20 protein-coding genes are annotated in these 24,699 nt (G+C 37.9%); 7 read left to right on the top strand and 13 right to left on the bottom strand.

All coding sequences use genetic code 11. The features are described 5' to 3' along the window. Window positions 1-276: 276 nt before the first annotated feature. Window positions 277-795: a calcium-binding protein gene (locus tag MW688_RS22805; RefSeq protein WP_486738313.1), complete on the bottom strand. Its 519-nt coding sequence runs from the start codon at window positions 793-795 to the stop codon at window positions 277-279. A 64-nt stretch (window positions 796-859) separates the two neighbouring features. On the opposite strand from MW688_RS22805, the gene MW688_RS22800 reads away from it, so the two are divergent. After that, window positions 860-1,336, top strand: a complete 477-nt coding sequence (locus MW688_RS22800; protein ID WP_486738312.1) for a tyrosine-type recombinase/integrase — start codon at window positions 860-862, stop codon at window positions 1,334-1,336. A gap of 72 nt (window positions 1,337-1,408) precedes the next feature. Here MW688_RS22800 and MW688_RS22795 read toward each other — a convergent pair whose 3' ends face one another. The 6 genes from MW688_RS22795 to MW688_RS22770 form a co-directional block, all read right to left on the bottom strand. Further along, window positions 1,409-2,272: a lipase family protein gene (locus tag MW688_RS22795; protein WP_486738311.1), complete on the bottom strand. Its 864-nt coding sequence runs from the start codon at window positions 2,270-2,272 to the stop codon at window positions 1,409-1,411. Window positions 2,273-2,556: 284 nt separating this feature from the next. Beyond that, window positions 2,557-5,505 carry a type I restriction endonuclease subunit R gene (locus MW688_RS22790; protein ID WP_486738310.1) on the bottom strand — a complete coding sequence of 983 codons (2,949 nt, stop codon included), beginning with the start codon at window positions 5,503-5,505 and terminating at the stop codon, window positions 2,557-2,559. Further along, window positions 5,502-6,185, bottom strand: a complete 684-nt coding sequence (locus MW688_RS22785) for a restriction endonuclease subunit S (protein ID WP_486738309.1) — start codon at window positions 6,183-6,185, stop codon at window positions 5,502-5,504. The genes MW688_RS22790 and MW688_RS22785 overlap by 4 nt, the downstream gene beginning before the upstream one ends. A gap of 9 nt (window positions 6,186-6,194) precedes the next feature. Further along, window positions 6,195-6,650: a hypothetical protein gene (locus tag MW688_RS22780; RefSeq protein WP_486738308.1), complete on the bottom strand. Its 456-nt coding sequence runs from the start codon at window positions 6,648-6,650 to the stop codon at window positions 6,195-6,197. Between the two features lie 51 nt (window positions 6,651-6,701). Further along, window positions 6,702-7,847 (bottom strand): type I restriction-modification system subunit M, encoded by a 1,146-nt coding sequence (locus tag MW688_RS22775; RefSeq protein ID WP_486738307.1) that lies wholly within the window; start codon window positions 7,845-7,847, stop codon window positions 6,702-6,704. 921 nt (window positions 7,848-8,768) lie between these two features. After that, window positions 8,769-10,184: an MFS transporter gene (locus tag MW688_RS22770; RefSeq protein WP_486738306.1), complete on the bottom strand. Its 1,416-nt coding sequence runs from the start codon at window positions 10,182-10,184 to the stop codon at window positions 8,769-8,771. A 173-nt stretch (window positions 10,185-10,357) separates the two neighbouring features. Here MW688_RS22770 and MW688_RS22765 point away from each other — a divergent pair, with 173 nt between their 5' ends. The 4 genes from MW688_RS22765 to MW688_RS22750 all read left to right on the top strand — a co-directional run bounded on the left by MW688_RS22765 (window position 10,358) and on the right by MW688_RS22750 (window position 13,015). Next, window positions 10,358-10,708: an ATP-binding cassette domain-containing protein gene (locus MW688_RS22765; RefSeq protein WP_486738305.1), complete on the top strand. Its 351-nt coding sequence runs from the start codon at window positions 10,358-10,360 to the stop codon at window positions 10,706-10,708. Beyond that, window positions 10,680-11,594, top strand: a complete 915-nt coding sequence (locus MW688_RS22760; protein WP_486738304.1) for an ROK family protein — start codon at window positions 10,680-10,682, stop codon at window positions 11,592-11,594. Before MW688_RS22765 ends, MW688_RS22760 begins: the two co-directional genes overlap by 29 nt. Before the next feature lie 106 nt (window positions 11,595-11,700). Further along, window positions 11,701-12,177 (top strand): pantetheine-phosphate adenylyltransferase, encoded by a 477-nt coding sequence (gene coaD / locus MW688_RS22755; protein ID WP_486738303.1) that lies wholly within the window; start codon window positions 11,701-11,703, stop codon window positions 12,175-12,177. Between the two features lie 100 nt (window positions 12,178-12,277). Next, window positions 12,278-13,015 carry an ATP synthase subunit B family protein gene (locus MW688_RS22750; RefSeq protein WP_486738302.1) on the top strand — a complete coding sequence of 246 codons (738 nt, stop codon included), beginning with the start codon at window positions 12,278-12,280 and terminating at the stop codon, window positions 13,013-13,015. Here the strand turns inward: MW688_RS22750 and ygfZ are convergent. After that, window positions 13,006-13,962 (bottom strand): CAF17-like 4Fe-4S cluster assembly/insertion protein YgfZ, encoded by a 957-nt coding sequence (gene ygfZ / locus MW688_RS22745; protein ID WP_486738301.1) that lies wholly within the window; start codon window positions 13,960-13,962, stop codon window positions 13,006-13,008. The genes MW688_RS22750 and ygfZ overlap by 10 nt on opposite strands. Before the next feature lie 81 nt (window positions 13,963-14,043). Here ygfZ and MW688_RS22740 point away from each other — a divergent pair, with 81 nt between their 5' ends. Together MW688_RS22740 and MW688_RS22735 are read left to right on the top strand one after the other, a co-directional pair. Beyond that, window positions 14,044-16,047 carry an ABC transporter ATP-binding protein/permease gene (locus tag MW688_RS22740; protein WP_486738300.1) on the top strand — a complete coding sequence of 668 codons (2,004 nt, stop codon included), beginning with the start codon at window positions 14,044-14,046 and terminating at the stop codon, window positions 16,045-16,047. Window positions 16,048-16,083: 36 nt separating this feature from the next. Further along, on the top strand, window positions 16,084-17,052 hold the full coding sequence (locus MW688_RS22735; RefSeq protein WP_486738299.1) for a cysteine synthase A: 969 nt from the start codon (window positions 16,084-16,086) through the stop codon (window positions 17,050-17,052). Window positions 17,053-17,632: 580 nt separating this feature from the next. On the opposite strand, the gene MW688_RS22730 is transcribed toward MW688_RS22735, so the two are convergent. The 5 genes from MW688_RS22730 to MW688_RS22710 form a co-directional block, all read right to left on the bottom strand. Next, window positions 17,633-18,640, bottom strand: a complete 1,008-nt coding sequence (locus MW688_RS22730) for a dihydroorotate dehydrogenase-like protein (RefSeq protein WP_486738298.1) — start codon at window positions 18,638-18,640, stop codon at window positions 17,633-17,635. 1 nt (window position 18,641) lies between these two features. Beyond that, window positions 18,642-22,196 carry a pyruvate:ferredoxin (flavodoxin) oxidoreductase gene (gene nifJ / locus MW688_RS22725; protein WP_486738297.1) on the bottom strand — a complete coding sequence of 1,185 codons (3,555 nt, stop codon included), beginning with the start codon at window positions 22,194-22,196 and terminating at the stop codon, window positions 18,642-18,644. Between the two features lie 195 nt (window positions 22,197-22,391). Continuing rightward, complete coding sequence (locus tag MW688_RS22720; protein ID WP_486738296.1) at window positions 22,392-22,541, bottom strand: hypothetical protein; 150 nt, start codon at window positions 22,539-22,541, stop codon at window positions 22,392-22,394. Between the two features lie 863 nt (window positions 22,542-23,404). Further along, complete coding sequence (gene queC, locus MW688_RS22715; protein WP_486738295.1) at window positions 23,405-24,067, bottom strand: 7-cyano-7-deazaguanine synthase QueC; 663 nt, start codon at window positions 24,065-24,067, stop codon at window positions 23,405-23,407. Window positions 24,068-24,080: 13 nt separating this feature from the next. Continuing rightward, the gene (locus MW688_RS22710; RefSeq protein ID WP_486738316.1) at window positions 24,081-24,695 is read right to left on the bottom strand and encodes a 7-carboxy-7-deazaguanine synthase QueE; all 615 of its coding nucleotides are present in this window, start codon (window positions 24,693-24,695) and stop codon (window positions 24,081-24,083) included. Between the last annotated feature and the right edge of the window lie 4 nt (window positions 24,696-24,699).

The raw sequence follows: 24,699 nt of genomic DNA, 5'->3' as shown, positions 1-24,699 counted from the left end.
TTAGTCAGACGTTGGGTCGTCCAAGCTGCGCGGCTTCAGCCCGCAGAAGTTGACCCAGAAATCATAGAACTAGCGATCGCCAATATGGAGAGTGAAAAATTTCAGGAGAGATGATTTTAATCGCCATCGTCACAACGAAGGCTATGAATTATTTAGCTGTTTTTCCATCTCCCCCATTTTTTTTCGCTCTCCAGGTTAAATAAAAGCAGTAACAATTCTATACTTTTACATATTACGAGTGCGACTTATATTTTTTGCAACAGAACGAAAACATCTCTATACTAATACTACATCATTAAAACCAATGCCAAAGCTATAGCTGTAAGGAGTATTTTCTACAGTAGCAATTTTTTGTTGATTGAAAAATAAACTTGTAGATAAATTGCTAGATTCAAATTTGGTAGAAAATTGAGAAATATCTGTAGCCCCTAGTGCTATTTTGTCGATATGAACTTTATCTCCTTGATTCCAACTGAAATCTTCAATAGTATCCATTCCCTTTAACGAATTTAAAACAAACTTGTCAGCACCTCTTCCACCATTAAGCAAATCATCTCCCTCTCCACCTATAAGTGTATCATTACCATTTCCACCATTAAGCAAATCATCTCCCTCTCCACCTATAAGTGTATCATTACCATTTCCACCATTGAGCAAATCATCTCCCTCTTCACCATCTAAATAATTATCACCCTTTTCAATAGAACGACCATAAAAATCGGTAGTATTAATAGTGAGTGTATCATTACCTCTACCACCAAATAATTCATTATTTCCAGTTCCTGTAATCTTCAACGTATGAAAAACAACACTAAGGGCAAACTAGCCACCAGAGAGATACCAGTAATTAATGAATTGAGTGAGATACTGGTTAGAAAAATATCCCACCCCCCCATATACTGGTTACTTATTCCCAGGTCAAAAACAACAAGGCAGAAAACATCTACACAAAGACTCAGCCGGATGGATACTAAGAAAAGCCTGTGACCGTGTAGGTATAGAGGGAGTAAGTACCCACAGCTTCCGACGTACTGCACTAACTCAAATGAGTAGCGCTGGAATCCCCCTAAGAATCATTCAGGAAATATCAGGACATCGTACCCTAGACGAATTATATAAGTATTTAGAGGTGGAAGAATCCCAAGTGATAGGCGCCGTTAACTCCCTCTCAATGCTTGGTACGACTGAAATAGAGAACGAGAGCTTCGTAAAATCTATGTTTCACGAACCTCCTCTTTTTTCTCCCAATGGCGATCTCCCCTCCCCCCCTCATTCTCAAACCCCCCAGAGCGATCGCTCCCCTCATTCTCAAACTCCCCCATCATCTGATGGTTGATTTTTAGGGGCGATCTATCTCTCTGATTCCCCAAAAGGCGATCGCTTGTTCTCTGACAAAACTTATTTCAGTTTATGAAGGTAAATCATCAAGTAATCGTTGAATATAACCATCATCGTCATCAAGTAAATGGCGCTCTACTCCTGATAATTTACCATCACCAAAATCTTGAAGCAATCTATTCATAACTTCTCGCTTAATTAGATTCCAAAAACTAAGTTCTCCATCATGCCGACCTTCAGGATCAAAAATAATCGGGTTTCCTACATGACTAAATATAGGTTCAGGAGGTAGATGAGGAACAAGATCATTTCCATTCACCACTCGATAAGCCTTAGAAAAACGGTGATTAAACTCAGTCCGAAAAGACTCATTACCAACTCGGGGACTACCAAAAGTATATAAGCATTCTAGGGGGCGATTTCTTTCAAGATACATAGCTGTTAAAATTGTTGCTAAAGCCCCACCTAAACTGTGCCCAGTAATCCAAATTTTTTGTTTGTTACCATCTTTTTCAAGTCTAGTAATTTCTTCAGTAAGATCCATGATTACTGGAAACAAAGCATCCTGAAATCCCTCATGAATACTAGTATTTTCAAAAGGTCCAGCATCTCTGACTATTGTTAAATTAGCCATCCAATCCTGAACACTTTCACTACCGCGAAATACAATTAAACTTAAGCCTTCTTTACTAGCAACAAAACCCTGGGTATCAATTTTTAATCCTTTACTAGCATGAAGATGAACAATATGGTTAAAACCCCATTTTTTCACCCATTCATCAATTTTTTTTTCATTGGTAGATCCGGTTTCTACCTCTTTTTCATAGCTTAAATTACAAGCTAAAGCCATTGATAGAGAGTTTTGTGGACTATATTCTTGTGCGTTAGGGTCCAGGTTAAATTTTTCGTAGGGTATTTTTAGAATTTTGCCCATTATTTTTACAATACTTAACAGTAAGTTTTAACTTGACTTTATTATTATGTAGCACTCAATACCTTAATACTATGCTGAAAGTGTCACTTTCTGAAATGTCATATTCCTCTTTTTGATTGATAGTTTTATATAGCAATTCTCATACTGGTGAGAAAGGTTATCCTTTTGAGGCAGGAGGCAGGAGGCACCGAGGCAGGAAACAGGTATTTTATGTACCTCATGAGTCCTTTGAAACGCTATATTTATTGTGAAATAATAGCTACTCAATCTACTTCTTCATCGCCTTATTTTGCTCTTTCACTATATCTCTGGAACAACAAATTAAGTAATAAGTCTTTAAATTCTGGTTCTTTATTATATTGTTGGTAAAAATCAAAGTTACTTTCTATGGTTTCTTCCATTAAATCCTTTACTACTACATCAAAGGTCATTTTGGCTTTTTCGGGAGTATTACTATTAACTTTAAAGCTGGCTTGTAATGATTTGTTTTGGTCTAAATCTTTTTCTAATTGTTCAATGAAAACTCTATCTTTTTCACTGAATTCTGTGCCAAAACGTTCGTTTACTTCTTCAATGATTTGTGATAAGGCTTCTATTTCTTGGGGTTGGGTTATCTCTTCTTCTGAAATTTTAATGGGTGATAATGCTTTTTTTCCTCTTTCTAGTTCAATTTTGCCTTGATATGTTTGCTGTATTTGATATTGTTCTAGTTCTATACTTTGTTGAATTTCTAAGGGGAGTTTATCTTTACTTAGGGGAATTTTTCTAATTAAGTGACGGGCAAATTGATAGAATTTTTCCAATTCTTGGTCTGGAATTGGTAGTAACTGGGAAACAAATCCATAAAGCTTGATATACTCGTTTAATAGTTTACGAAAGTTTTTTTTCTGTTCTTTGGCTGCTTGTTTTACTTTCTCTTCTACTGGTTTTAATACTGTAAATATCTTATCTTGTGTTGATTTTGGATTAAAGTAAATTTGGGCAAATTTTTCTACATCTTTCTTTTCATAGAAGTAATAGTCTCCTAGTTTTGCTTCTATATCATATAGCTGATTGGGGTCTGTTGCTTCTGTTAATTCGGTGCGGTCATAGTAAGCTTGAAAGGCTTTTTGAATGTCTGAAACTTCATTGACAAAGTCTAGCACCATTGTTGAGGTTTTTTCAGGGTGTGTGCGGTTTAGTCTCGATAAGGTTTGTACTGCATTTACTCCCCTTAACTTCTTATCAACATACATGGCACAAAGTAGCGGTTCATCGAATCCTGTTTGAAATTTATTGGCCACAACTAAAAGGCGGTACTCCTGTTGTTCAAAGGTTTTGGCTATGTTAGAAATGTAAGTGCCAGCAGAGGCAGTATTCATGTTAGTTTCTGTAAATTCATTGCCGTCATTTACTGTGCCTGTAAATGCTACTAGGGTTTGATAGCGGTAGTTATTCTCTTTGATATATTTATCTAGGGCTAATTTATAGCGCACTGCATGAAGTCTGGATTTAGTGACTATCATCGCCTTGGCTTTTCCTCCAATTTGAGGAGCTATATTAGTATGGAAATGCTCCACAATAATCGCTACTTTTTGGTTAATGGCGTGGTCATGAAGTTCTACAAAGTTACGTAGTAATCTTGAAGCTTGAGAGCGGTCATAGTGGGGGTCTGTTTCAATGGTTTTTAAGAGATTAAAATAGGTTTTATAGGTTGTATAGTTTTGTAAGACATCTAGAATAAAGCCTTCTTCAATTGCTTGACGCATGGAGTAAAGGCTAAATGGAACAAAACTGCCGTCTGGTTTTTGTGTGCCAAAAAGTTCTAGGGTTTGGTTTTTGGGAGTAGCTGTGAAGGCAAAATAGCTTAAGTTGGGTATTTTTCCTCTTTTTTTGGCTTCTGATACTATTTTGTCTTCTAAATCTTCTGTGGCTTCATTTTCTTCGGCGGCGGCGGCTGATTCTAAACTGTTGGTGGCTAGTACTGATTTTAATTTTTTGGTGCTTTCTCCACTTTGGGAGGAGTGGGCTTCATCTATAATTACTGCGAAGTTTTGCCCTTTGAGGTTGCTAATTTCATCCACAATCACAGGGAATTTTTGTAGGGTTGTGACAATGATATTTTTACCCCCTTCTAGGGCTTCTTTTAGTTGTCTTGAGGTTTTGTCTATATTTTCTACTACTCCTTTGGTTTGTTCAAATTGGCGAATAGTGCGTTGTAGTTGTTGGTCTAATACTTTTCTATCGGTTATAACTACGATTGAGTCAAATACACGGTTATTATTAGCATCATGAAGGCTTGATAGTCGATGAGATAGCCAGGCGATTGAGTTACTTTTTCCACTACCTGCACTATGTTGAATTAAGTAGGAGTGGCCGACTCCTCTGGTTTTAGCGTCTGTAGTTAGTCTTCTAACTGTGTCTAATTGGTGATATCTTGGGAATATTAGGCTTTTTGCTCCGGTTTTCTGGCCTTTATCGTCTTCTACTTCAATTTGAGTAATAAAGTTTTGGATTAAGTCTAGTACTGATTCTTTTTGCCATACTTTCTCCCAAAGATATGCACTACTAAATCCTAAGGCTGATGCTGGATTACCAGCGCCGTTATTTTGTCCTTGATTGAAGGGGAGGAATTTTGTTTGTTTTCCTTTTAAATGGGTGGTCATAAAGACGTTATCTGGGTCTACGGCAAAATGTGCTAAACAAACTCCAAGGTTAAATAGTGTTTCTTTGGGGTCTCTATCTTGTCTATATTGTTTAACGGCATTTTCTACATTTTGCCCGTTGAGGGGGTTTTTTAGTTCTACTGTAAAGATTGGGAGTCCGTTGAGGAATAGGGCAATGTCTAGGGATTTTTGGGTTTTTTCCCTGTAATGAAGTTGTCTAATAACGGTGAAGAAGTTGGCTTGATAGAGTTTTTGGGTTTCTGGGTTTAGGTTGGTTTCTGGTTGGAAGTAGGCTAGTTTAAATCGGCAGCCGTTTACTTTTAATTCTGTTCTGAGTATTTCTAATGTGCCTCTTTTTTTGATGGTTTCGGCTAGGCGTTTTAGGAGTTTTTCTTTAGCATCGTCTTGGTATTGGGTTTTGAATTTTTGCCATTCTTCTGGTTGTGTGGCTTGAATGAAGTTAAATACTTCTTCGGGGATTAGGCAAAGTTCAGGGTTATATGATTCCTTGGTTAAGGAGTTGTAGCCGTTGTTTTTGAGGCTTTGTTCTATGGTGGTTTCAAAGTTTTTCTCAGAAGTATCTATCATGGGGTAATTTCCTCTCTAATGTCTATTTTTCCTGTTACTGCTGCTGATATTATGGCGGTGCGGTATTCTTTGAGTTTTTCTCTGCTTTGTTTGGTTTTGGCGATGAGGGTGTCTATTTTTGTGGTTTCTTTGTCGAGAAAATTAATTATAAATTCAACTTCCTGAAAAGGGATAGATAAGATAGGGGTTTCTTTAACTTTTTCGGATGTAAAGTGTGCTATGGTTGCTTTGCTACAGATTAAATCTATATAGCCAATATTTTTAAGAAAAAACAACCAATAATATAATATTTTGTTACTGTAATTAGTTTTACTTCTTATTCTATGAACAGCATTTTGAATATAACAATTAGGTAACTCTCCTTTCCAAAAGGTTGCACGTCCGACATCTCCGCCTTCACTAATTAATAAATCGTTATTTTTTAATTTATATGTTTCTTTTTCATTAGGTGAAAACCACATATTTTGTATATCAGATATATCAACTCCTTCCCAAGAAATATTAGCTGCTCTTAAGTATGGTTCTAAAGTATCAAGAGAAGAGATTGGCTGAGGTTGTAGCATTTTACCTAAATAAGTTTCATATCCATACTTTAATTTACTAACCTCCCAATGGGCAGGAATTTTCCCTAACCATTGAATCCTCGAATCTTTGCAAAAATTGTAAGTTTTTTTGGTCATTTCTTATCCTTATGCTAATCGAGGAAGTATTTGTTTGTTTTTCCCTTGTTCATTTGAATCATCATTCCAAAATACCTCAATATTAATATAAGTATCTGATTCAAAAGTAGCAGGAGGGAGTATAAATTCTATTAGAGAATTAGGTTCTAAAGTATTTATTTCTATAGGATTTAAAATTTTATTTTTATAACTATCTCCATCAATATAAATTTCAAGATTTTTAGCTTCGGATAATCCCGTATTTTTAATTTCTAAACTTATTACTTGTTTATTAGTTGATTTATAATATTTAATTTCTAAATTTGCTTGAGAATTTTTTCTTAACCTTTCATCTTCTCTAGCTTTTTCTATTTTGGCATTTTGTTTTTGCAAATTTGCTCCCTTCAAAGCAAAAATAATTGTGAAAATCAAAGAAACAATTGAAATAATTAAAGCAATATTTTCTGTTTTTTGAATCCAAATCATTAGATAACCTCCTGTAACATGTAGAGTATTTCTCCTTCTATTTCCTTAATATCAGCCTCTATTTCTTCTAACGGTCTTGGCGGTAGGTACATACTTATAAAAATAACGGTTAAAATTAATCTCATAGCCAACCTTCCCTAGTTCCCCATCCTTATCATCTCTAACACTTTCACTTATCCAAGCATCAGCTACATGGGGTTTTACTTCCCTTGCAAAATACTCATTAACATCCTCTTTTAAAGGCACATTTTCTGTATCTCTTAAATTAGTATCTGGTTCTGGATTGCCATTTTTATCAGCTTCTTCATCTCTTTTCCAGTCTTTCCCATAAGGTGGATTGGCTAGTAAATAATCAAAGGTTTTATCAAAATGTTTATCATCAGATAAAGTACTGCCAAATAGTATATTTTCTGCATCCCTGCCATCTGCACTTTTCATGTAAAGGTCTGATTTACAAACAGCGAAGGTTTCAGGGTTTACCTCTTGTCCAAATAAAAAAATATTAGCCTTGGGGTTTAGTTCTAAAATCCGTTCTTTGGCGATAGTTAACATGCCACCTGAGCCGCTACAAGGGTCATATATGGTTTTAGTTATATACTCTTGTGACAATTGCGGTTTATCTTGCACAAACAGTAAATTTACCATTAACTGGATAACTTCCCTGGGGGTAAAGTGTTCTCCTGGATTCTCGTCTAAGGCTTCATTGAATTTTCTAATCAGTTCTTCAAATATATAGCCCATTTCTAGGTTAGATACTATATCTGGATGAAGGTCTATCCCCTCAAACTTTTCCATCACTAAAAATAATAAGCCTGACTGGTCTAATTTTTCTATGGTGTTGGGGAAGTCAAACTTTTCTAATACCTCCAGCATATTGCTGCTAAAGCTGTTGATGTAGAGTAAAAGATTAGCTTTGAGGTTTGGGGGGTCACCTACTAGGCTGGAGAAGTTGTAGGGAGAGGTGTTGTAAAAGGCAAATCCTGATTTTTTACACAGTTGGGGGGTGAGGTTATCTAGCTTATCTTTGTATTTTTGATAAGTTTCAAGTACTGATTCTTTTGTTTCTGCTAAAACACAATCTAGGCGACGTAATACAGTGAATGGCAAGATAACATCCTGATACTTACCGCGCTTGAAGGTGTCCCGAATTAAGTCCGCTACAGCCCAGATAAAACTTACCTTTTCACCAAAATTCACGCCTATCGGTCTCCTTGAAGATTTATTAATTAATACAATTAGTTGGGGTTAGATACTTAATTGTATCAGTTGCAAAGGCTATAATATCAAAATCTCCTGATTCCCTCTGTATATATAGCAATTCTCATACTGGTGAGAAAGGTTATCCTTTTGAGGCAGAAGGCAGGAGGCACCGAGGCACGGAGGCACCGAGGCACGGAGGCAGATACAACCTCATGAGTCCTTTGAAATGATATAACTTAAAGGATATTTGGTAGGATTATAAACTTATGGTGCGTTACACGCAGGTTAACGCATTCTACAAACTACTCGCAAATAGATGTTTACAGTTATAATGAAAAGCCCCCCTTAATAAGGGGGGTTTGGGGGGATCTAGTCGGGATATTTAGATCCCCCCTAGCCCCCCTTGAAAAAGGGGGGAAAAGAGCTTTATTTTGATATCTTAATCATAATGCTTAAGGCTATATAGCCTTTTTAAGGCTTTTGAAATGATATAACTTAAAGGATATTTGGTAGCTTCATAAACTACTCGCAAATAGATGTTTACAGTTATAATGAAAAGCCCCCCTTAATAAGGGGGGTTTGGGGGGATCTAGTCGGGATATTTAGATCCCCCCTAGCCCCCCTTGAAAAAGGGGGGAAAAGAGCTTTATTTTGATATCTTAATCATAATGCTTAAGGCTATATAGCCTTTTTAAGGCTTTTGAAATGATATAACTTAAAGGATATTTGGTAGGATTATAAACTTATGGTGCGTTACACGCAGGTTAACGCACCCTACAAACTGCATCCCGAAAAATTGCGAAGCCTAGAAAAGTCGGAATAACTCCTGGGAAATACTTACAAAAAGCAGTTCTTAGCCTTAAAAACGTAAACTAGTACTTGATTACTATTTAGCTCAAATTCTTCACAAACTCTAGCTCAGTTTTTTCTTCTTTGGTTTAGCTGACGTAAAATTTGATTATGCACTTCTCTACTGATAGGATAAAAGACAGCTAACACCAAACCCCCAGTTAAAATTATTGCTGGTAAAGGCCCCATAATCAAGCGAATAGCCCATAACACAGAATCAGGCTGCCTCACCCCAATCTCCCCTGCTATCGGTTTAATCCAACCTGACCAGTCTAAAACTCTCCCCACCAAAAATATCGCGATCGCCACTCCCACTTTTTGAATTTGCACCAGGAAACCGTAAAAAATCCCCTCCCGTCTTTCTCCAGTATTTAACTCATCTAAGTCAATCACATCCGGTAACATGGACCAGGGTACTAAATAGGTTGTAGCTAACCCTATCCCCGCCATTATTCCCAATACATACATCAAATTTTCTTGATTTGGTTGTAGAAACAAGAAACCTAATTCAGCAGCTATAGTAAAAGGAATACCCAAACAGTAAATAGTTTTTTTACTCAGTCTTCTACTAGCTAAACTCCACAAAAATATTGTAAGTAAAGCTGTACCCTGAACACACAAAGCCATTTGAGTAACTTTGTCTCGTTCTAAACCCATCCAATAAACCACAAAATAGGGTAAGATAGCGGCAGTTATCTGTAAACTCAACCAAGAAAATAAATAGATACCAATCACATAAACAAAAGGACGATTACTAAAAGCCACTCGGAATTGTTGCAAAATGGGGATAGGTCGGGTCGTTTTGGGAGTAGAACGTCGTTTTTGTGCAGCAAAATAACTTTTGTAAGTACCCCAGCAAGAAACAAAAATAGCAATAATGGCAATAAGGCTACAAGTTGCCCCTAAAATTAGATACTGTTGTTGCTCATTTTCTACCGATTGGAAAACTATCTGGGCTAAAGTTAAAGCAAAAATACTGCCACCAATAGAAAAAATTGATTTAAAGCTAATTAAACTAGTACGTTGATCATAACTTTCGGTGATTTCTGCTACCAAAGTACCAAAAGGAAGGAGTACAGAGGTAAATGCTGCATAAAATCCAATAGAAATTAAAGTGTAATAACTAAAAAGTAGTAACTGATTATTAATTGGTGGTATGACCCAATGTAGAGTAAAAAATAGACCTAAAGGTAAAGCACCTCCTAAAATCCAAGGATAACGTCTACCTAGGGGGGAACGAGTGCGATCGCTCAACCAACCCACCAAAGGATCATTAATACCATCCCAAATTTTAGCGATCATCACCACAGTACCAGCGAGAGTGGGACTTAAACCTACAGCATCGGTGAGAAAAATCAAAAAGAAAAAAACCAGTATATTGCCTGGTAAACTGCCTGCTAATTCTCCAACACCATAGGCTAACTTAGTAGTTAAACTGAGATTATGATTATTTTTCTGGGAGTGAACTAACGATTTATCATTCATTATGTTAAAGATTGAGCAAAAAACTTAGACTTGCGAAATTGTATTTATGACATCCAAACAGATCATAGGTGATCACATCAACACATCTGAAACTATTCTCTCTCAATATCAAGGAGAAAAACCGCTTAAAACCTTAATTAATCTTTATAAACAAGATTTAAATATTAAATACTGTGATTGGAGAAAATGGCGTCAAACTCTCAGGAGGACAAAGACAAAGAGTGGCGATCGCCCGGGCTTTGGTTCGTGATCCCCGTGTGTTAATCCTTGATGAAGCTACTGCTTCTCTAGATTCTGCCGCCGAAAAATTAATTCAAAAGGCGTTAAATCGTCTCATGCAGAGAAGAACAACTTTTGTCGTTGCCCATCGTCTCTCTACTATCCGCCAAGCTGATCGCATTGTGGTTCTTGAGGGGGGTAAAATTAGAGAAATTGGTAACTATCAACAACTATTAGCTCAACAGGGCCTATTTTTTCACTTACATCAACTGCAACATGACCACCAAGCAAGTAATTGGTATTGACTTAGGAGGCATAGCTATTAAATTTGGCTGTTTTACCTATCAGGGTGAATGTCTCCAACAAAAAGTGATCCCCACCCCTCAATCTTCTGACCCCCAAGCCGTGATTGAGGCGATCTCCTCTCAAGTGAATCAATTTAAACAGGATAGTAATTGCGTCGGGATCGGTTTGGGAACCCCTGGACCTACTGATTCTGCCGGAAGAATCGCTAAAATTGGTATTAATCTGCAAAATTGGCAGAATATTCCCCTTGCTGACCTTTTGGAAGCTAAAACCAATCTTCCTACTACTATTGCTAATGATGCTGATTGTGCTGGTTTAGGGGAAGCTTGGCTAGGTGCTGGTCAAAATTTTGCTAACTTTATTTTACTTACCCTTGGTACTGGTGTTGGGGGTGCGATTATTCTCAACCACCAGTTATACCGGGGTCCCTATGGTACTGCGGGAGAATTAGGCTTAATTACTCTTAATTTTGCTGGTCCTCCTTGTAATAGTGGGAATAATGGGTCTCTAGAACAGTATGTTTCTGTCCCCGCAATTCGCCGCCTGACTGGGAAAGACCCAACTGTTTTAGCTAATTTAGCTAGGGCGGGAGATAGCTCTTCTTTGACTTTTTGGCAAGAATATGGTACTCTCTTAGGTGCAGGTCTAGCTAGTTTAATTTATGTACTGACTCCCGAAGCCATAATTATTGGAGGTGGGATTAGTGCTAGTTGTGATTTATTCCTCAAGGCTACCCAAGCAGAAATCGAACGGAGAGTTTTACCAACTTCTCGTTCAGGTCTGCAATTACTGCCAGCTAAACTAGGTAACCAAGCAGGAATAGTGGGGGCCGCTAAATTAGCCTGGAAACTCCTAGATTCTGGTTCTACAGTCAAGGAAATGTAAATTTTCATGACAATTATTGACTATGTTGACATTGTTGACGATTAGATATTAAGTTGAACTGTGTAATTAATATACACGAGATGCAAATATTAGCAGGGAAGAGAGAGTGATTGCTATATATCCGGGGAGTTTTGATCCAATCACCCTAGGTCATTTAGATATTATTGAACGCGGGAGTAAGTTATTTGATCAAGTTATTGTCGCGGTAATTTCTAATCCAAGTAAAACCTGCATATTTTCCCTAGAAACAAGAGTTCAACAAATTACTGAATGTATAAAACATCTCAGTAATGTCACAGTTGATAAGTTTTCTGGTTTGACGGTAGAATATGCTAAAAGCCATCAAGCAGAAGTTTTATTGAGAGGTTTACGAGTTCTCTCAGATTTTGAGAAAGAACTACAAATGGCACATACTAATAAAACTCTATGGTCAGATGTTGAAACAGTTTTTTTAGCTACAGCTAAAGAATATAGTTTTTTGAGTAGTAGTGTAGTTAAAGAAATTGCTAAATTCGGGGGACCAGTTGACCATCTAGTTACTGATAATATTGCCCAAGACTTATATAGTTATTACCAAACCTAAATCAAAATCAAGCACTACCGTAAGGCTAAAAAATTTATAAACTATAAAAAACAACTAAATTTTATTATATAACTTGAATTAAATAACCTTTATTATAAAAATGATGATGAATCAAGATTCATACTTAGATAATAATGATCAGAATCAAAAAAGAGAAAAAAAACCTATTCTCAATGAAGTAAACGGTCATGCCGCACATACTCTCCCGGTAAACAACTCTGGCAAGCATAATTTTGTGGTAAATAATAGCGATAATCAAGAAATTGCTGTAAGTGATGTTGATTTACAAGAAGAAATAAATCAACTAGAAGAAATCATCTTTGATAGTTTTCATATTCCTCTAACTGGTTATACTATAGTTAATGAAGAAAGATTAGTAAAAAAAATTGATCATATACGGAGAACAATTCCTGAGCAATTTCAACTGGCGATCGCTATTATTGAAGGTAAACAAATAATTATCGCTGACGCTGAAAATCAAGCAATGAATATTATCGAATCAGCGAAAAGACGTGCTAACCAAATCCTTGATGAATTGGGAATCATTCAACAGGCGGAGATGGAAGCACGTGAACTGAGACAAAAAGTATCTCAAGATTGTGAAGCTTTGCAGCTAAATACCCTAAATGAAGTAGAACAAATACGTACTAATGCTCAAAAAGAATTAGATCATATTCGTCAAATCAACATACAAGAGTCCGAAAAGATTCAAAAATGGGCTGACGACTATGCCGATGCTGTTTTAAATCGCGTGGAACAAACTTTGAGAAATGCTTTAGTTGATGTAGAAAGCATCCGTATGCCTCTAGAAAATCCTCCTCAAAAACCTCATAAATAGTAATCATGGCTTAAAAAAGGTACCCCCACTACAGTTCCAGTAGTATGCTCTACTTTGACTTTTAAACCTTCTCCACCAGCTTGAGTACGAATATATCCTAAAGCAAAATTATTAGTAACACTTGTAACTATTCCTACTTTCTTGTCTTCAAGAGTTATCACAGTACCAGGTTCGACAGGACTGTCTAAAATAATACCCCATAATCTTTGTTTAACGCCTCGATAAGTATTTAGGCGGGCAATAGTTTCTTGTCCGATGTAACAACCTTTATTAAAAGATATAGCTCTCCATAAACCCGCTTCTAAGGGGTTATAGTCTTCAGTCAATTCATAACCTTTTTCTGGTCTACCTTGGAGAATACGTAGTTGTGACCATTGGGACTTATCGAGAACAGGAATTCCAGTATTAACTAACTTAGTCCAGATTGTTTGACTATGGTTAATGGGAATAATTAGGGTAAATCCGGGTAAATCTAAATCACAACCATTTGCTACTAGTATAGGGGTGTCTTCAAAATCAAGCCAAGTATGTTGATTAGATTCTAGAAAAGTATTTAACCCTAAATCCGATAAAACTGAAGCACTTTTAGCACCAATCAGGGTAAAAATAGCATAATTATCTGAGATGTCTTTTAAATCTACTGCATCCATAGGAAAGATGTAGCGATCCATCCACTCGTATAAAAACTGACGACTATCTGGTGACACTAGTAACCATAAGGCTTCAATTGTAGTATAAACGGTGACTAAATCAAGAGTACGTCCAGTAGAGTTGACAAATACTGTCTCCCGACTTTGACTAGGTTGTAAATCCATAATTTCATTAGTGCTTTGGTTATGGAGAAAACGAGCGCGATCGCTCCCCGTTAACTCCAATAAACCCCAAGAAGAGCGATCAAAAATCACTACTTGGTTGCGGACAGTTTCAATGTTTAATGCTGTACTCATAATTGTAAGTTTTTCTTGAGTTATCATTAAATTTAAGTTAAACCATTCTTAACAATTTCCTCAACTAGCTAGATAAATTAAATGCAAGCAACAACTACAACTTCTGAACTCAACAAAATAGACTCCCGTCTATGGCGACGTTTTATAGAAGTAGCCCTTCCCTATTGGTATCCTAGTAAAAGAAAAGCAGCAATTTTCTTCTTTGTGTTGGTGATGCTGATGATATTTCTCTTTGCCGCTTTGTTTGTCGCCACAGCGGCGGTTATTTTCCTCGGCAGGCAATTAATACCAGAATTTACCGAAAAGGTCGCTGATGGTTTGATTACTACCATTGACGGCGTTTTCTCTTCCCCTATTTATCTCATTGCTTTATTACTTGCTTTAGGTATTCCCGTAGCCACTTTTGCTTGGCAATTCCAAAACTTAAAAGATCGTACCAAACAGTGGGGATTGTTGGCAGTTTTGTTGCTATTGTCTTTGATGGTTACTGGCTTAAATGTAATGCTATCTTTTGTGAGAAGGTTTATTGAAACTTCTTTAGTGGCTAAGGAAGAATCTACATTTTGGATATTTTTGGGGGTATTTGCGGCAGTTTTTGTGGTTGGTACCCCTATAGTAGTAATTTATAGTTATTGTCGAAAATTATTGGGAGTTTATTGGCGAGAGTGGTTAACTAACGATTTTCTCGAAAGATATTTACAAAATCGCGCCTATTATAAAATCAATGAAGAGAAGATTATCGATAATCCAGACCAACGTATCTCCGAAGATATTCGCTCTTTTACCGGAATTAGTCTCAGTTTTTTACTAACTATATTAGACTCAGTAATTACCCTATTTTCCTTTGTGGGAGTTTTGTGGGCTATTTCTAGTACTCTATCTTTAGTGTTAATCTTCTATGCTATGGCGGGTACATTGATAACAGTATTGATTGGACGGAGATTAATTGGACTAAATTATAATCAGCTTCAGCAAGAAGCAAACTTTCGCTACGGTTTAGTTCATTTACGAGATAATGCTGAGTCAATCGCTTTTTATGGTGGAGAAACACAAGAAAGGCAAAGTGTCGGTCAAAGATTTGCCGCAGCTATTCGTAATTTTCATATATTGATTGGATGGCAGCGTAATTTAGATTTTTTTACTACTTCACATAGTTATTTTGTAGTCATACTTCCTTATTTAATTGTGGCGCCAATTTATTTGAGAGGAGACATAGATTTTGGGGCAATCGGTCAAGCATCACTAGCTTTTTTCCAAATTTTCGGCGCCTTATCTATTATTATTCAGCAATTTGACCAGATAACCGCCTTTGCTGCTGGAGTCAATCGGATTGCAGCTTTTGATGAGACGTTAACAGCACAAGAAGAGAGACAACAAAGAGAAAACGAAGGTCCAACTACTATAGATATGACGATAGATTCTCACATAGCCTTAGAAGATTTGACCCTATTAACCCCTAATCATCAGCAAAAACTAGTAGAAGATTTATCATTGGAAATACCCTCAGGGGAAAGTTTAGCTATAGTAGGAGCAAGTGGTTCAGGAAAAAGTTCATTGTTAAGGGCGATCGCTGGACTGTGGAATCAAGGTACAGGACATATTATTCGACCTACTTGGGAATCTATGTTATTTCTTCCCCAAAAACCCTATATGATTCTAGGAACTTTACGACAGCAGTTACTATATCCTCACACAGATAAGCAAGTAAGGGACCAAGAACTATATGAAGTACTAAAAAGAGTTAATCTACCGGATTTAGCCGAAAAAGTAGGTGGTTTAGACATAGAATTGAGTTGGTCTGAGGTTTTATCCCTAGGAGAACAACAACGCCTCGCTTTTGCGCGATTACTGTTAACTAAACCTGAGTTTGCGATTCTCGATGAAGCTACCTCCGCCTTAGATGTACAAAATGAAAAAAGACTCTATCAGTCATTAAAACAGGAAGAAACCACTATTGTTAGTGTTGGTCATCGTCCTAGTATGCTACATTATCACTCTCGCGTCTTACAAATACTCAGTGAATCGCGCTGGAAGTTATTCTCTTTAGAAGAATACTTAGCCGAGGTTAGAGAAAATGAGAGTTAAAATATAAGATTTAGTTTGTCTTAAAAAATGGAGATTATGGATATCAAAGATGGTTTTGTGGGTACGGTAGGGAATACTCCCCTAATTCGTTTACATAGCTTCAGTGAAGCGACTGGTTGTGAAATATTGGGAAAAGCTGAATTTCTTAACCCTGGTGGTTCGGTAAAAGACCGCGCCGCTTTATATATTATTGAAGATGCCGAAGCAAAAGGATTACTTAAACCTGGGGGTACAGTTGTTGAAGGAACTGCTGGTAACACAGGTATTGGTTTAGCGCATATTTGTAATGCTAAGGGGTATAAATGTTTAATTATTATTCCTGAAACTCAATCCCAAGAAAAAATGGATATGCTGCGCCTACTAGGTGCCGAAGTAAGAGCAGTTCCGGCGGTTCCCTATAAAAATCCTAATAACTATGTAAAACTTTCTGGGAGAACGGCGGCAGAAATGGATAATGCAATATGGGCGAATCAATTTGATAATTTAGCTAATCGTAATGCCCATTATCAAACGACGGGACCCGAGATTTGGGAACAAACTCAAGGAAAAGTAGACGCCTGGGTGGCAGCCACGGGAACTGGGGGAACTTTTGCCGGGGTTTCTCTATTTTTGAAGGAGAAAAACCCTGCTGTTAAGTGTGTAGTTGCAGATCCCATGGGGAGCGGGTTATATAGTTATGTGAAGACTGGAGAAATTAAACCCGAAGGGAATTCAATTACAGAAGGAATTGGTAATAGTCGTATCACCGCCAACATGGAGGGGGTCCCCATCGATGACGCGATTCAGATAGACGATAAAGAGGCGGTTAGAGTAATTTATCAACTGTTGTATGAAGATGGTTTATTTATGGGCGGTTCAGTTGGTATTAATGTAGGTGCTGCCGTAGCCTTGGCCAAGGAAATGGGACCAGGTCATACAATAGTTACTGTTTTGTGCGATGGAGGGGCCCGTTATCAATCTCGACTATATAATCAAGAATGGTTGAAATCTAAAAATTTACTGTAGTCTAGATTCTGCTGTATCTGACAGGGTGACAACCAGGTTGAAGTGAAGGTAGGTAAGTTTGTAGTAGGGCTTTAGCCCGATAAACTTTTCAAATCTCAATCAATACACCTGTCGTCATTTCAACTTTGTTGTCACCCTGTTATATCAAGTTCGGGTGAATACTTACGATAAAAATGAGGTGAGGCTCCGAGGCACCGAGGCACCGAGGCACCGAGGCAGAAGGCTCCGAGGGAAGGAAGAAGGTATGAAGGTAGAACTTTATCATAACTAATTAAACGGACATGATATTACTGGTTGTTGTTGAGTAATGAGTTTTGAAGTTTTGAAGTAATGAGTTAAAGAATTAATGCGATCGCGCTTAAAAGATTAATTTATCATTCTCTTTTTACTTTTAAACAAATGTCAGTAGATGGAAAAGTTTTTCCCCTAGAGCGATCTCGAAGAGATCCGCTTCGCGGTGCGCTAAATGAATTTTAATAGATGCAAGATGTGAGGCGATCGCCGAGTAACCTTCTCTCCCATGGACTAAAGTCCAACTACTAACCCCCGGATTTCAAATCCGGGGGATGAATAACAGTTGTTAATGAAGTGTATAAGGCTGTGTAATTGCCACACTCTTAAGATATTGCACCCTTTCAAAGGCACTCTCATCAGGACAATTAATTTGACTCATACTGCCTTGCATTTGTTGAATAGATTCGTATTCGTTTTCTTCCATCCAATGAATTATATCCCTTTCGATATCTTGAATGTGCTCAATTCCATGGCGTAAGAGAGTAGAACAAAGTTGAGTTATTTTAGCTCCAGACATAACCATCTTAATCACATCATGACCCTTTTGAATCCCACTAGTAGCGGCTAAATCTGCTCCAATGCGACCATATAAAATAGCAATCCAGCGCATAGGTAGACGCATAGCTTGAGGTGTGCTCAACAGTACATGAGGATACACTTCTAAACGTTCTAAATCGATATCAGGTTGATAGAAGCGGTTAAATAAAACTAAGGCATCAGCTCCAGCCTGGTCAAAGCGTTTGGCCATATTAGCCATATTACTCCAAAAAGGACTTAATTTAAGAGCTATAGGAATACTAACCTCTGATTTCACAGCCTTAAGAATCTCTAAATAGTTATTTTCGATTTCTCTCCCATCTAAATCCATATCTGTGGGTATGCTGTAGATATTCAGTTCTAAAGCGTCAGCCCCTGCCTGTTGAATTTGTTGAGCATAGTGAGTCCAACCCCCTAAACTAGAACCATTGAGACTGGCGATAATCGGAATATCTACCATTGCTTTTGCTTTTTGAATATGGTCTAGATAGGTTTCTGCTCCTACATGAAACATATCAGGTTCCGGGAAGTAACTGAGGGCTTCAGCAAAACTATCAGTACCATAAGTTAAATGATGGTGTAACTCATGTTGCTCTAACTCTAATTGTTCCTCAAAGATACTATGTAAAACTACGGCTGAAGCTCCTGCATCCTCCATACGTTTAATATTGTCGAGATTTTCACTCAAAGGAGCTGAAGCGCCGGGAACGAGGGGAGAGCGCAATTTTAAACCGAGATAATTAGTAGTTAAATCCATCTTATTCTCCTGAATCATTTTTAAGTGCCCTGGCAGCTAAATATTGATACATGCGCCAACGTTCATCTACATCTGCTTGGGCTTGTTTAAGTAATTCTTTGGCCGCTTCCGGTCGAGTTTTAGTCAACATTTTAAAGCGGTTTTCTTGGTACATGGAATCAGCTACAGGTTGTTTAGGAGAACGCATATCCAGATGTAGAGGATTTTGTCCCATTTCTACTAAATCTGGGTTATAACGATACAGTAACCACCGTCCACTATCTACTAAGGCTTTTTGATGATTCATCGCCGTCTGCATATTAATTCCATGGGCAATACAGTGACTATAGGCGATAATCAGAGATGGACCATCGTAGGCTTCTGCTTCAATAAATGATTTCAGGGTATGTTCATCCTTGGCTCCCATCGCTACACTCGCCACATATATATTACCATAGACCATGGCCATAAGACCTAGATCTTTTTTAGCGGCAGGTTTACCTCCGGCGGCAAATTTAGCTACGGCAGCCCGTGGAGTAGCTTTCGAGGATTGTCCCCCGGTATTGGAGTAAACCTCTGTATCCATAACTAGAACATTGACATTACGACCACTAGCAAGCACATGGTCTAAACCACCATAACCGATATCATAGGCCCAACCATCACCCCCAACAATCCAGACGCTTTTTTTAACCAGATAGTCAACTACTGAGAGGAGTTGTTTCGCCTTTGGAGAGTCTAAATCAGCTAATTTAGCTTTCACTGAAGCGACTCTTTCTCTTTGTTCCCAAATATCTGCTTCTGTTTTTTGACTTCCAGAGATAATCTCAGTAACTAAATTATCCCCAATTTCTCCTGCTAATTGTTGAAGTAATTCTTGAGCCATTTCTGTTTGTTTATCTATGGAGATACGGAAACCAAAGCCAAACTCTGCATTATCTTCAAACAAACTATTAGACCAACTAGGACCTCTCCCCTCAGTATTCGTAGTCCAAGGAGTAGTCGGTAAGTTGCCTCCGTAAATAGAAGAACAACCAGTCGCATTAGCAATAACCATGCGATCGCCAAATAATTGACTAGCTAGTTTGAGATAGGGTGTTTCTCCACAACCTGCACAAGCACCTGAAAACTCAAATAAAGGCTGTTGTAGTTGTTGTTGTCTCACCTTTTCTAAATTTAGCTGACGCGGGTCAGGATTTGGTAAATTTAGGAAAAATTCCCAATTTTCTTTTTCTGTTTCTCGTAGAGGCAACTGAGGTGCCATATTAATTGCCCGGCGAGAGGGTTGAGATTTATTTTTCGCAGGACAAACATCTACACAAATACCGCAACCTGTACAGTCTTCTGGGGCTACTTGAATAGTAAATTGTTGTTCTGACCACACTTTATCTTTTGCTGCTGTTGCTTTAAAGGTAGAAGGTGCATTTTCTAACTCCCCGGGAGCGTAAACTTTACCTCGTATTACTGCATGAGGACAAACAATAATACACTTACCACATTGTACACAGACATCAGGGTCCCAAACGGGAATAAATTCCCCTACATTACGTTTTTCCCATTGGGTGGTACCTGTAGGAAAGGTGCCATCACAGGGTAATGCACTTACTGGGAGGTTATCTCCTTCTCCTACTAAAATTTTCCCTTCTATTTCTCTGACAAATTCCGGTGCTTCTGGAGATACGGGAGGCAGACGATGAATAGTAGAATTAGCTTGACCTATTTCTACCTTATAAAGGTTATCTAGAGTTTGGTCTACGGCTTTGAGATTCATATTAACAATAGTTTGACCTTTTTTACCGTAGGTTTTTTCAATGGCCTTTTTAATCGCCTTGATTGCTTCCTCTTGAGGTAAGACTCCTGCTAAAGCAAAGAAACAGGTTTGCATGACAGTATTAATTCTGCCTCCCATGCCACTGTCTCGGGCCACTTTTGCCGCATCTATCACATAAAATTTCAGATTTTTGCGAACAATTTGCTCTTGAATTTCTAGAGGTAGTTTTTCCCAAACCTCTGTATGACTATAGGGACTATTTAAAAGAAATACTCCTTCATTAGCCATATATTTAAGTACATCTAACTTTTCTAAAAAAGTCCACTGATGACAACCAATAAAATTAGCTTGATTAATTAGGTAAGCAGACCGAATGATTTCTGGACCAAAGCGTAAATGAGATACAGTAACGGCACCGGACTTTTTAGAATCGTAGACAAAATAACCTTGAGCGTAGTTATCTGTTTCTCCTCCAATAATCTTTATAGAGTTTTTATTTGCCCCTACTGTACCATCTGAACCTAAGCCGTAGAACATCGCTCTGACAACTTGTTCTGGTTCAATATCGAAGTCTGGGTCATAAGATAAAGATGTGTGGGTAACATCGTCATTAATCCCAATGGTGAAGTGATTTTTGGGCTTTTCTTGAGCAAGATTATCAAAGACTCCTTTTACCATTGCTGGGTTAAACTCTTTAGACGATAGACCATAACGTCCACCAACTACTTTGACCTTAGTGTCATTAAATCCTGTTTCCATGTAGGCGTTGACTACATCTAGGTAGAGAGGTTCTCCCCCAGCACCAGGCTCTTTAGTACGGTCTAAAACAGCGATCGCTTTTACCGTCTTCGGTAGGGCCGCAGCTAAACGTTCTTGTTCTAGGGGACGGTATAATCTTACTTTTACTACTCCTACTTTTTCTCCTTGTTGGTTGAGATATTCTACTGTTTCTTGTACTGTTTCACAACCAGATCCCATTAAGATAATTACTCTTTCTGCATCCAAGGCACCGTAATATTCATAAAGCTGATACTCTCTGCCTGTTATTTCTCCTAACTGCTTAAATGCTTTTTCTACTATCTCAGGACAAGCATCGTAAAAAGCATTAACAGTTTCTCTTCCTTGAAAATATACATCTGGATTTTGAGCTGTTCCTCTTAATACTGGGCGATCTGGAGTTAGGGCACGACTACGATGAGCCAGGATCTGATCATAGTTTACCATCTTCTCAAGTTCTTCGTCTTGAAGAAGTTCTATTTTTTGCACTTCGTGGGAGGTCCGAAAACCATCGAAAAAGTGTATAAAGGGTATTCTCGATTCTAAACTAGCTATTTGGGCTACCACAGCAAAATCATGGGCTTCTTGTACCGATGCTGAACAAAGTAGAGCACATCCTGTAGACCTTACTGACATGACGTCGCTATGATCTCCAAAAATAGATAAGCCTTGGGCTGCTAAAGATCTTGCTGCTACATGTATCACGCATGAATTTAACTCCCCAGCTATTTTGTAGAGGTTGGGAATCATTAATAATAGACCTTGAGAAGCTGTAAAAGTTGTGCTTAGAGAGCCTGTTTGTAAAGAGCCGTGTAACGCTCCTGCCGCTCCTCCTTCTGCTTGCATTTCTACTACTGAGGGGATAGTGCCCCACAAGTTTAGTCTTCCTTCTGAGGTCCAACTATCTGACCATTCTCCCATGGGTGAAGAAGGGGTGATAGGATAGATAGCGATTACTTCATTGAGTTTATAGGCCACTCTAGCTACGGCTTCGTTACCGTCTAAAGTGGTAAAGTTTTTAGTTTTCATAGTTATCAATTTTCCAGTCTTTAGGCTAGTTAATTATGTTTTGTTCTATTTATATTTGACTGGATTTAATCTCAAATTAACGCCATAAACATTACATTTTAAGGATTTTAAGATTTATTTAATTATTTTTGTGTTTTTTATCTCATACTAAATATCCCCAAGGGTTTTGATTAACTTTCAGCCTCTAGATATTGATTAATTTCTAGAGGCAGAAATATTTAAAGTTATACCTATTTCTTCTCTGCTCAATCCTAGGGCTTGTAGACGAGGTATAGCATCTCTGATTTTTTGTTCCGCCTGTTGTCTGGCTAATTCAGCTTGTTGTGCAACATTTAACCTTAACAAATCTAGCAATTACTCGCTCTTGTCAGTCAATAGTATAGCATCACTAGTTACAGTGAAGGTCTTTTTTCAAAACAGGCTATTTTACTCATATCTTGCACTCGGTATACCAATTTTTAAGCGCGATCGCATTAATTCTTTAACTCATTACTTATTACTTCAAGACTTCAACAATCATTATCTCAGATCTTGCATCTTTACCTAATGTTACTGGTGGTGGTTGAGTAATGAGTAATGAGTAATGAGTAATGAGTCAGTAGGTTGGGTTGAGGTCACGAAACCCAACAATTTAACTCCGTGGTCTCCAACTATTATATGTTGGGTTGCACGACCTTTAACCTCAAAGCCTACCTCCTCACTAAAGCTTATTTTTTCACCCGTACCTCATATCTTGCACCAGAACTTATGTACTAAATTAACCTCAGAAAAAGTTGATTTCTCTTTCGCCTAAGATCTGGCAAAGGTCAACCAATTTTTAAGCTTTGAGCATTAACTCTTTAACTCATTACTCATTACTTCAAGACTCATTACTCAACCACCACCAGTAACTTTTGATAAAGATGCAAGATCTGAGTTATGGTGCGTTACGGGCTGCGCCCTAACACACCCTACTAATGCTACTAATGCTGCTTCAAAACTTCTTTCACTTCAAGACTTCTTACTTCAAAACTTATTACTTCAAAACTCATTACTCAACTTCAACCAGTAACATTAGGTAAAGATGCTTTGGTCTGAAGTTTGAGCGATAAGAGTGCGAGATCCGCGCAAGCGGTGCGCCCCAGGCACAAAACTTTTCTATCTACTGCAATCAAATTAGGGCTAAAGCCCTACTACAAGCCTGAGATCGCCCGTAGGTTGGGTTGAGGCTACTCAACCCCGTCAATATAACCAGCTTCTTGTAAAGCGCGATCGCGTATCCTACAGGAATCACAAACACCACAGGGAATCTCACCACCTTGATAACAAGACCAGGTTTCAGAGATAGGTATTCCTAGAGACATGGCTTTTTTAACTATTTCTACTTTAGTATCTCTAACTAGGGGAGCAACTAAACGTGGTGCTTTCCCCTCTACCCCCACTTTTGAAGAAAGATTAGCCAGATTTTGATAAGCTTGAAGGTATTCTGGGCGACAGTCAGGATAATTAGAATAATCTACAGCATTGATACCAAGATAAATAGCTTCAGCATTCTTAGCTTCTGCTAAAGAAAGAGCGATGGCGATAAATACTGTATTTCTCCCGGGCACGTAACTCACCGGAATGATATCTGGTTGTAGTCCTGTATTAGGTAAATCAATACTAGTATCTGTCAAAGCCGAGCCACCCCATTGGGCTAAATTAATATCAACTGTATAATGTTCAGATATAGATAAAACTTCAGCAACCTTTTTAGCTGCTAGTAACTCGCGGTGATGGCGTTGTCCGTAGCGAAAAGACAAAGCAATTAACTGATAACCATCTTGAAGAGCGATTCCTGCTGTAGTTGCAGAATCTAAACCTCCTGAAAGTAAAACAACTGCCTTTCTCATAATTATATAGTTATTATTTAATTCCCATAAACTTGTGAGTTTGTAAACTGATGCGCCATTCTGGATGTTTCAACACATAATTATAGATAGTTTTATAACTTTTTTTACTATTCCATTCTGGTTGTAAATATTTAATCGCTTTCAAGGGGATTTTTGCCCCTTGGCTTTCTGCCCATTTTAAATCTTCTGTCTCAGCGATTACTACCTTCAATTCATTAACTTTAGGATAAATACTCTCTTCTGGGGGCAGATAGCGTTTAGGAGAAAAAGTAATCCAGTCAAAATTTCCACTCAGAGGATGGGCGCCGGAAGTTTCTAGATGAATGGGGTAATTTGCCTTGGCCAATTCTGTAGTTAAATCCTCCAGATTATGTACTAGAGGTTCTCCTCCGGTAACTATAACAATTGATGGTTTAGCTTCAACTATTTGTTTCAGGAGAGTCTGACAGGATAATTGAGGATGATTGGCTTGACTCCAGGATTCTTTTTGATCGCACCAAGGACAATGAACATCACAACCTGCTAACCTAATAAAAAAGGCATTAGTGCCACTCCAATAACCTTCGCCTTGGAGAGAATGAAAAGTTTCCACAATAGGATAAGTTTTTAAAAGGTTTTCCGTTGTCATTGCC

It is taken from the genome of Johannesbaptistia floridana (genome assembly GCF_057440575.1).
This window is presented reverse-complemented; position numbering and strand designations above follow the sequence as displayed.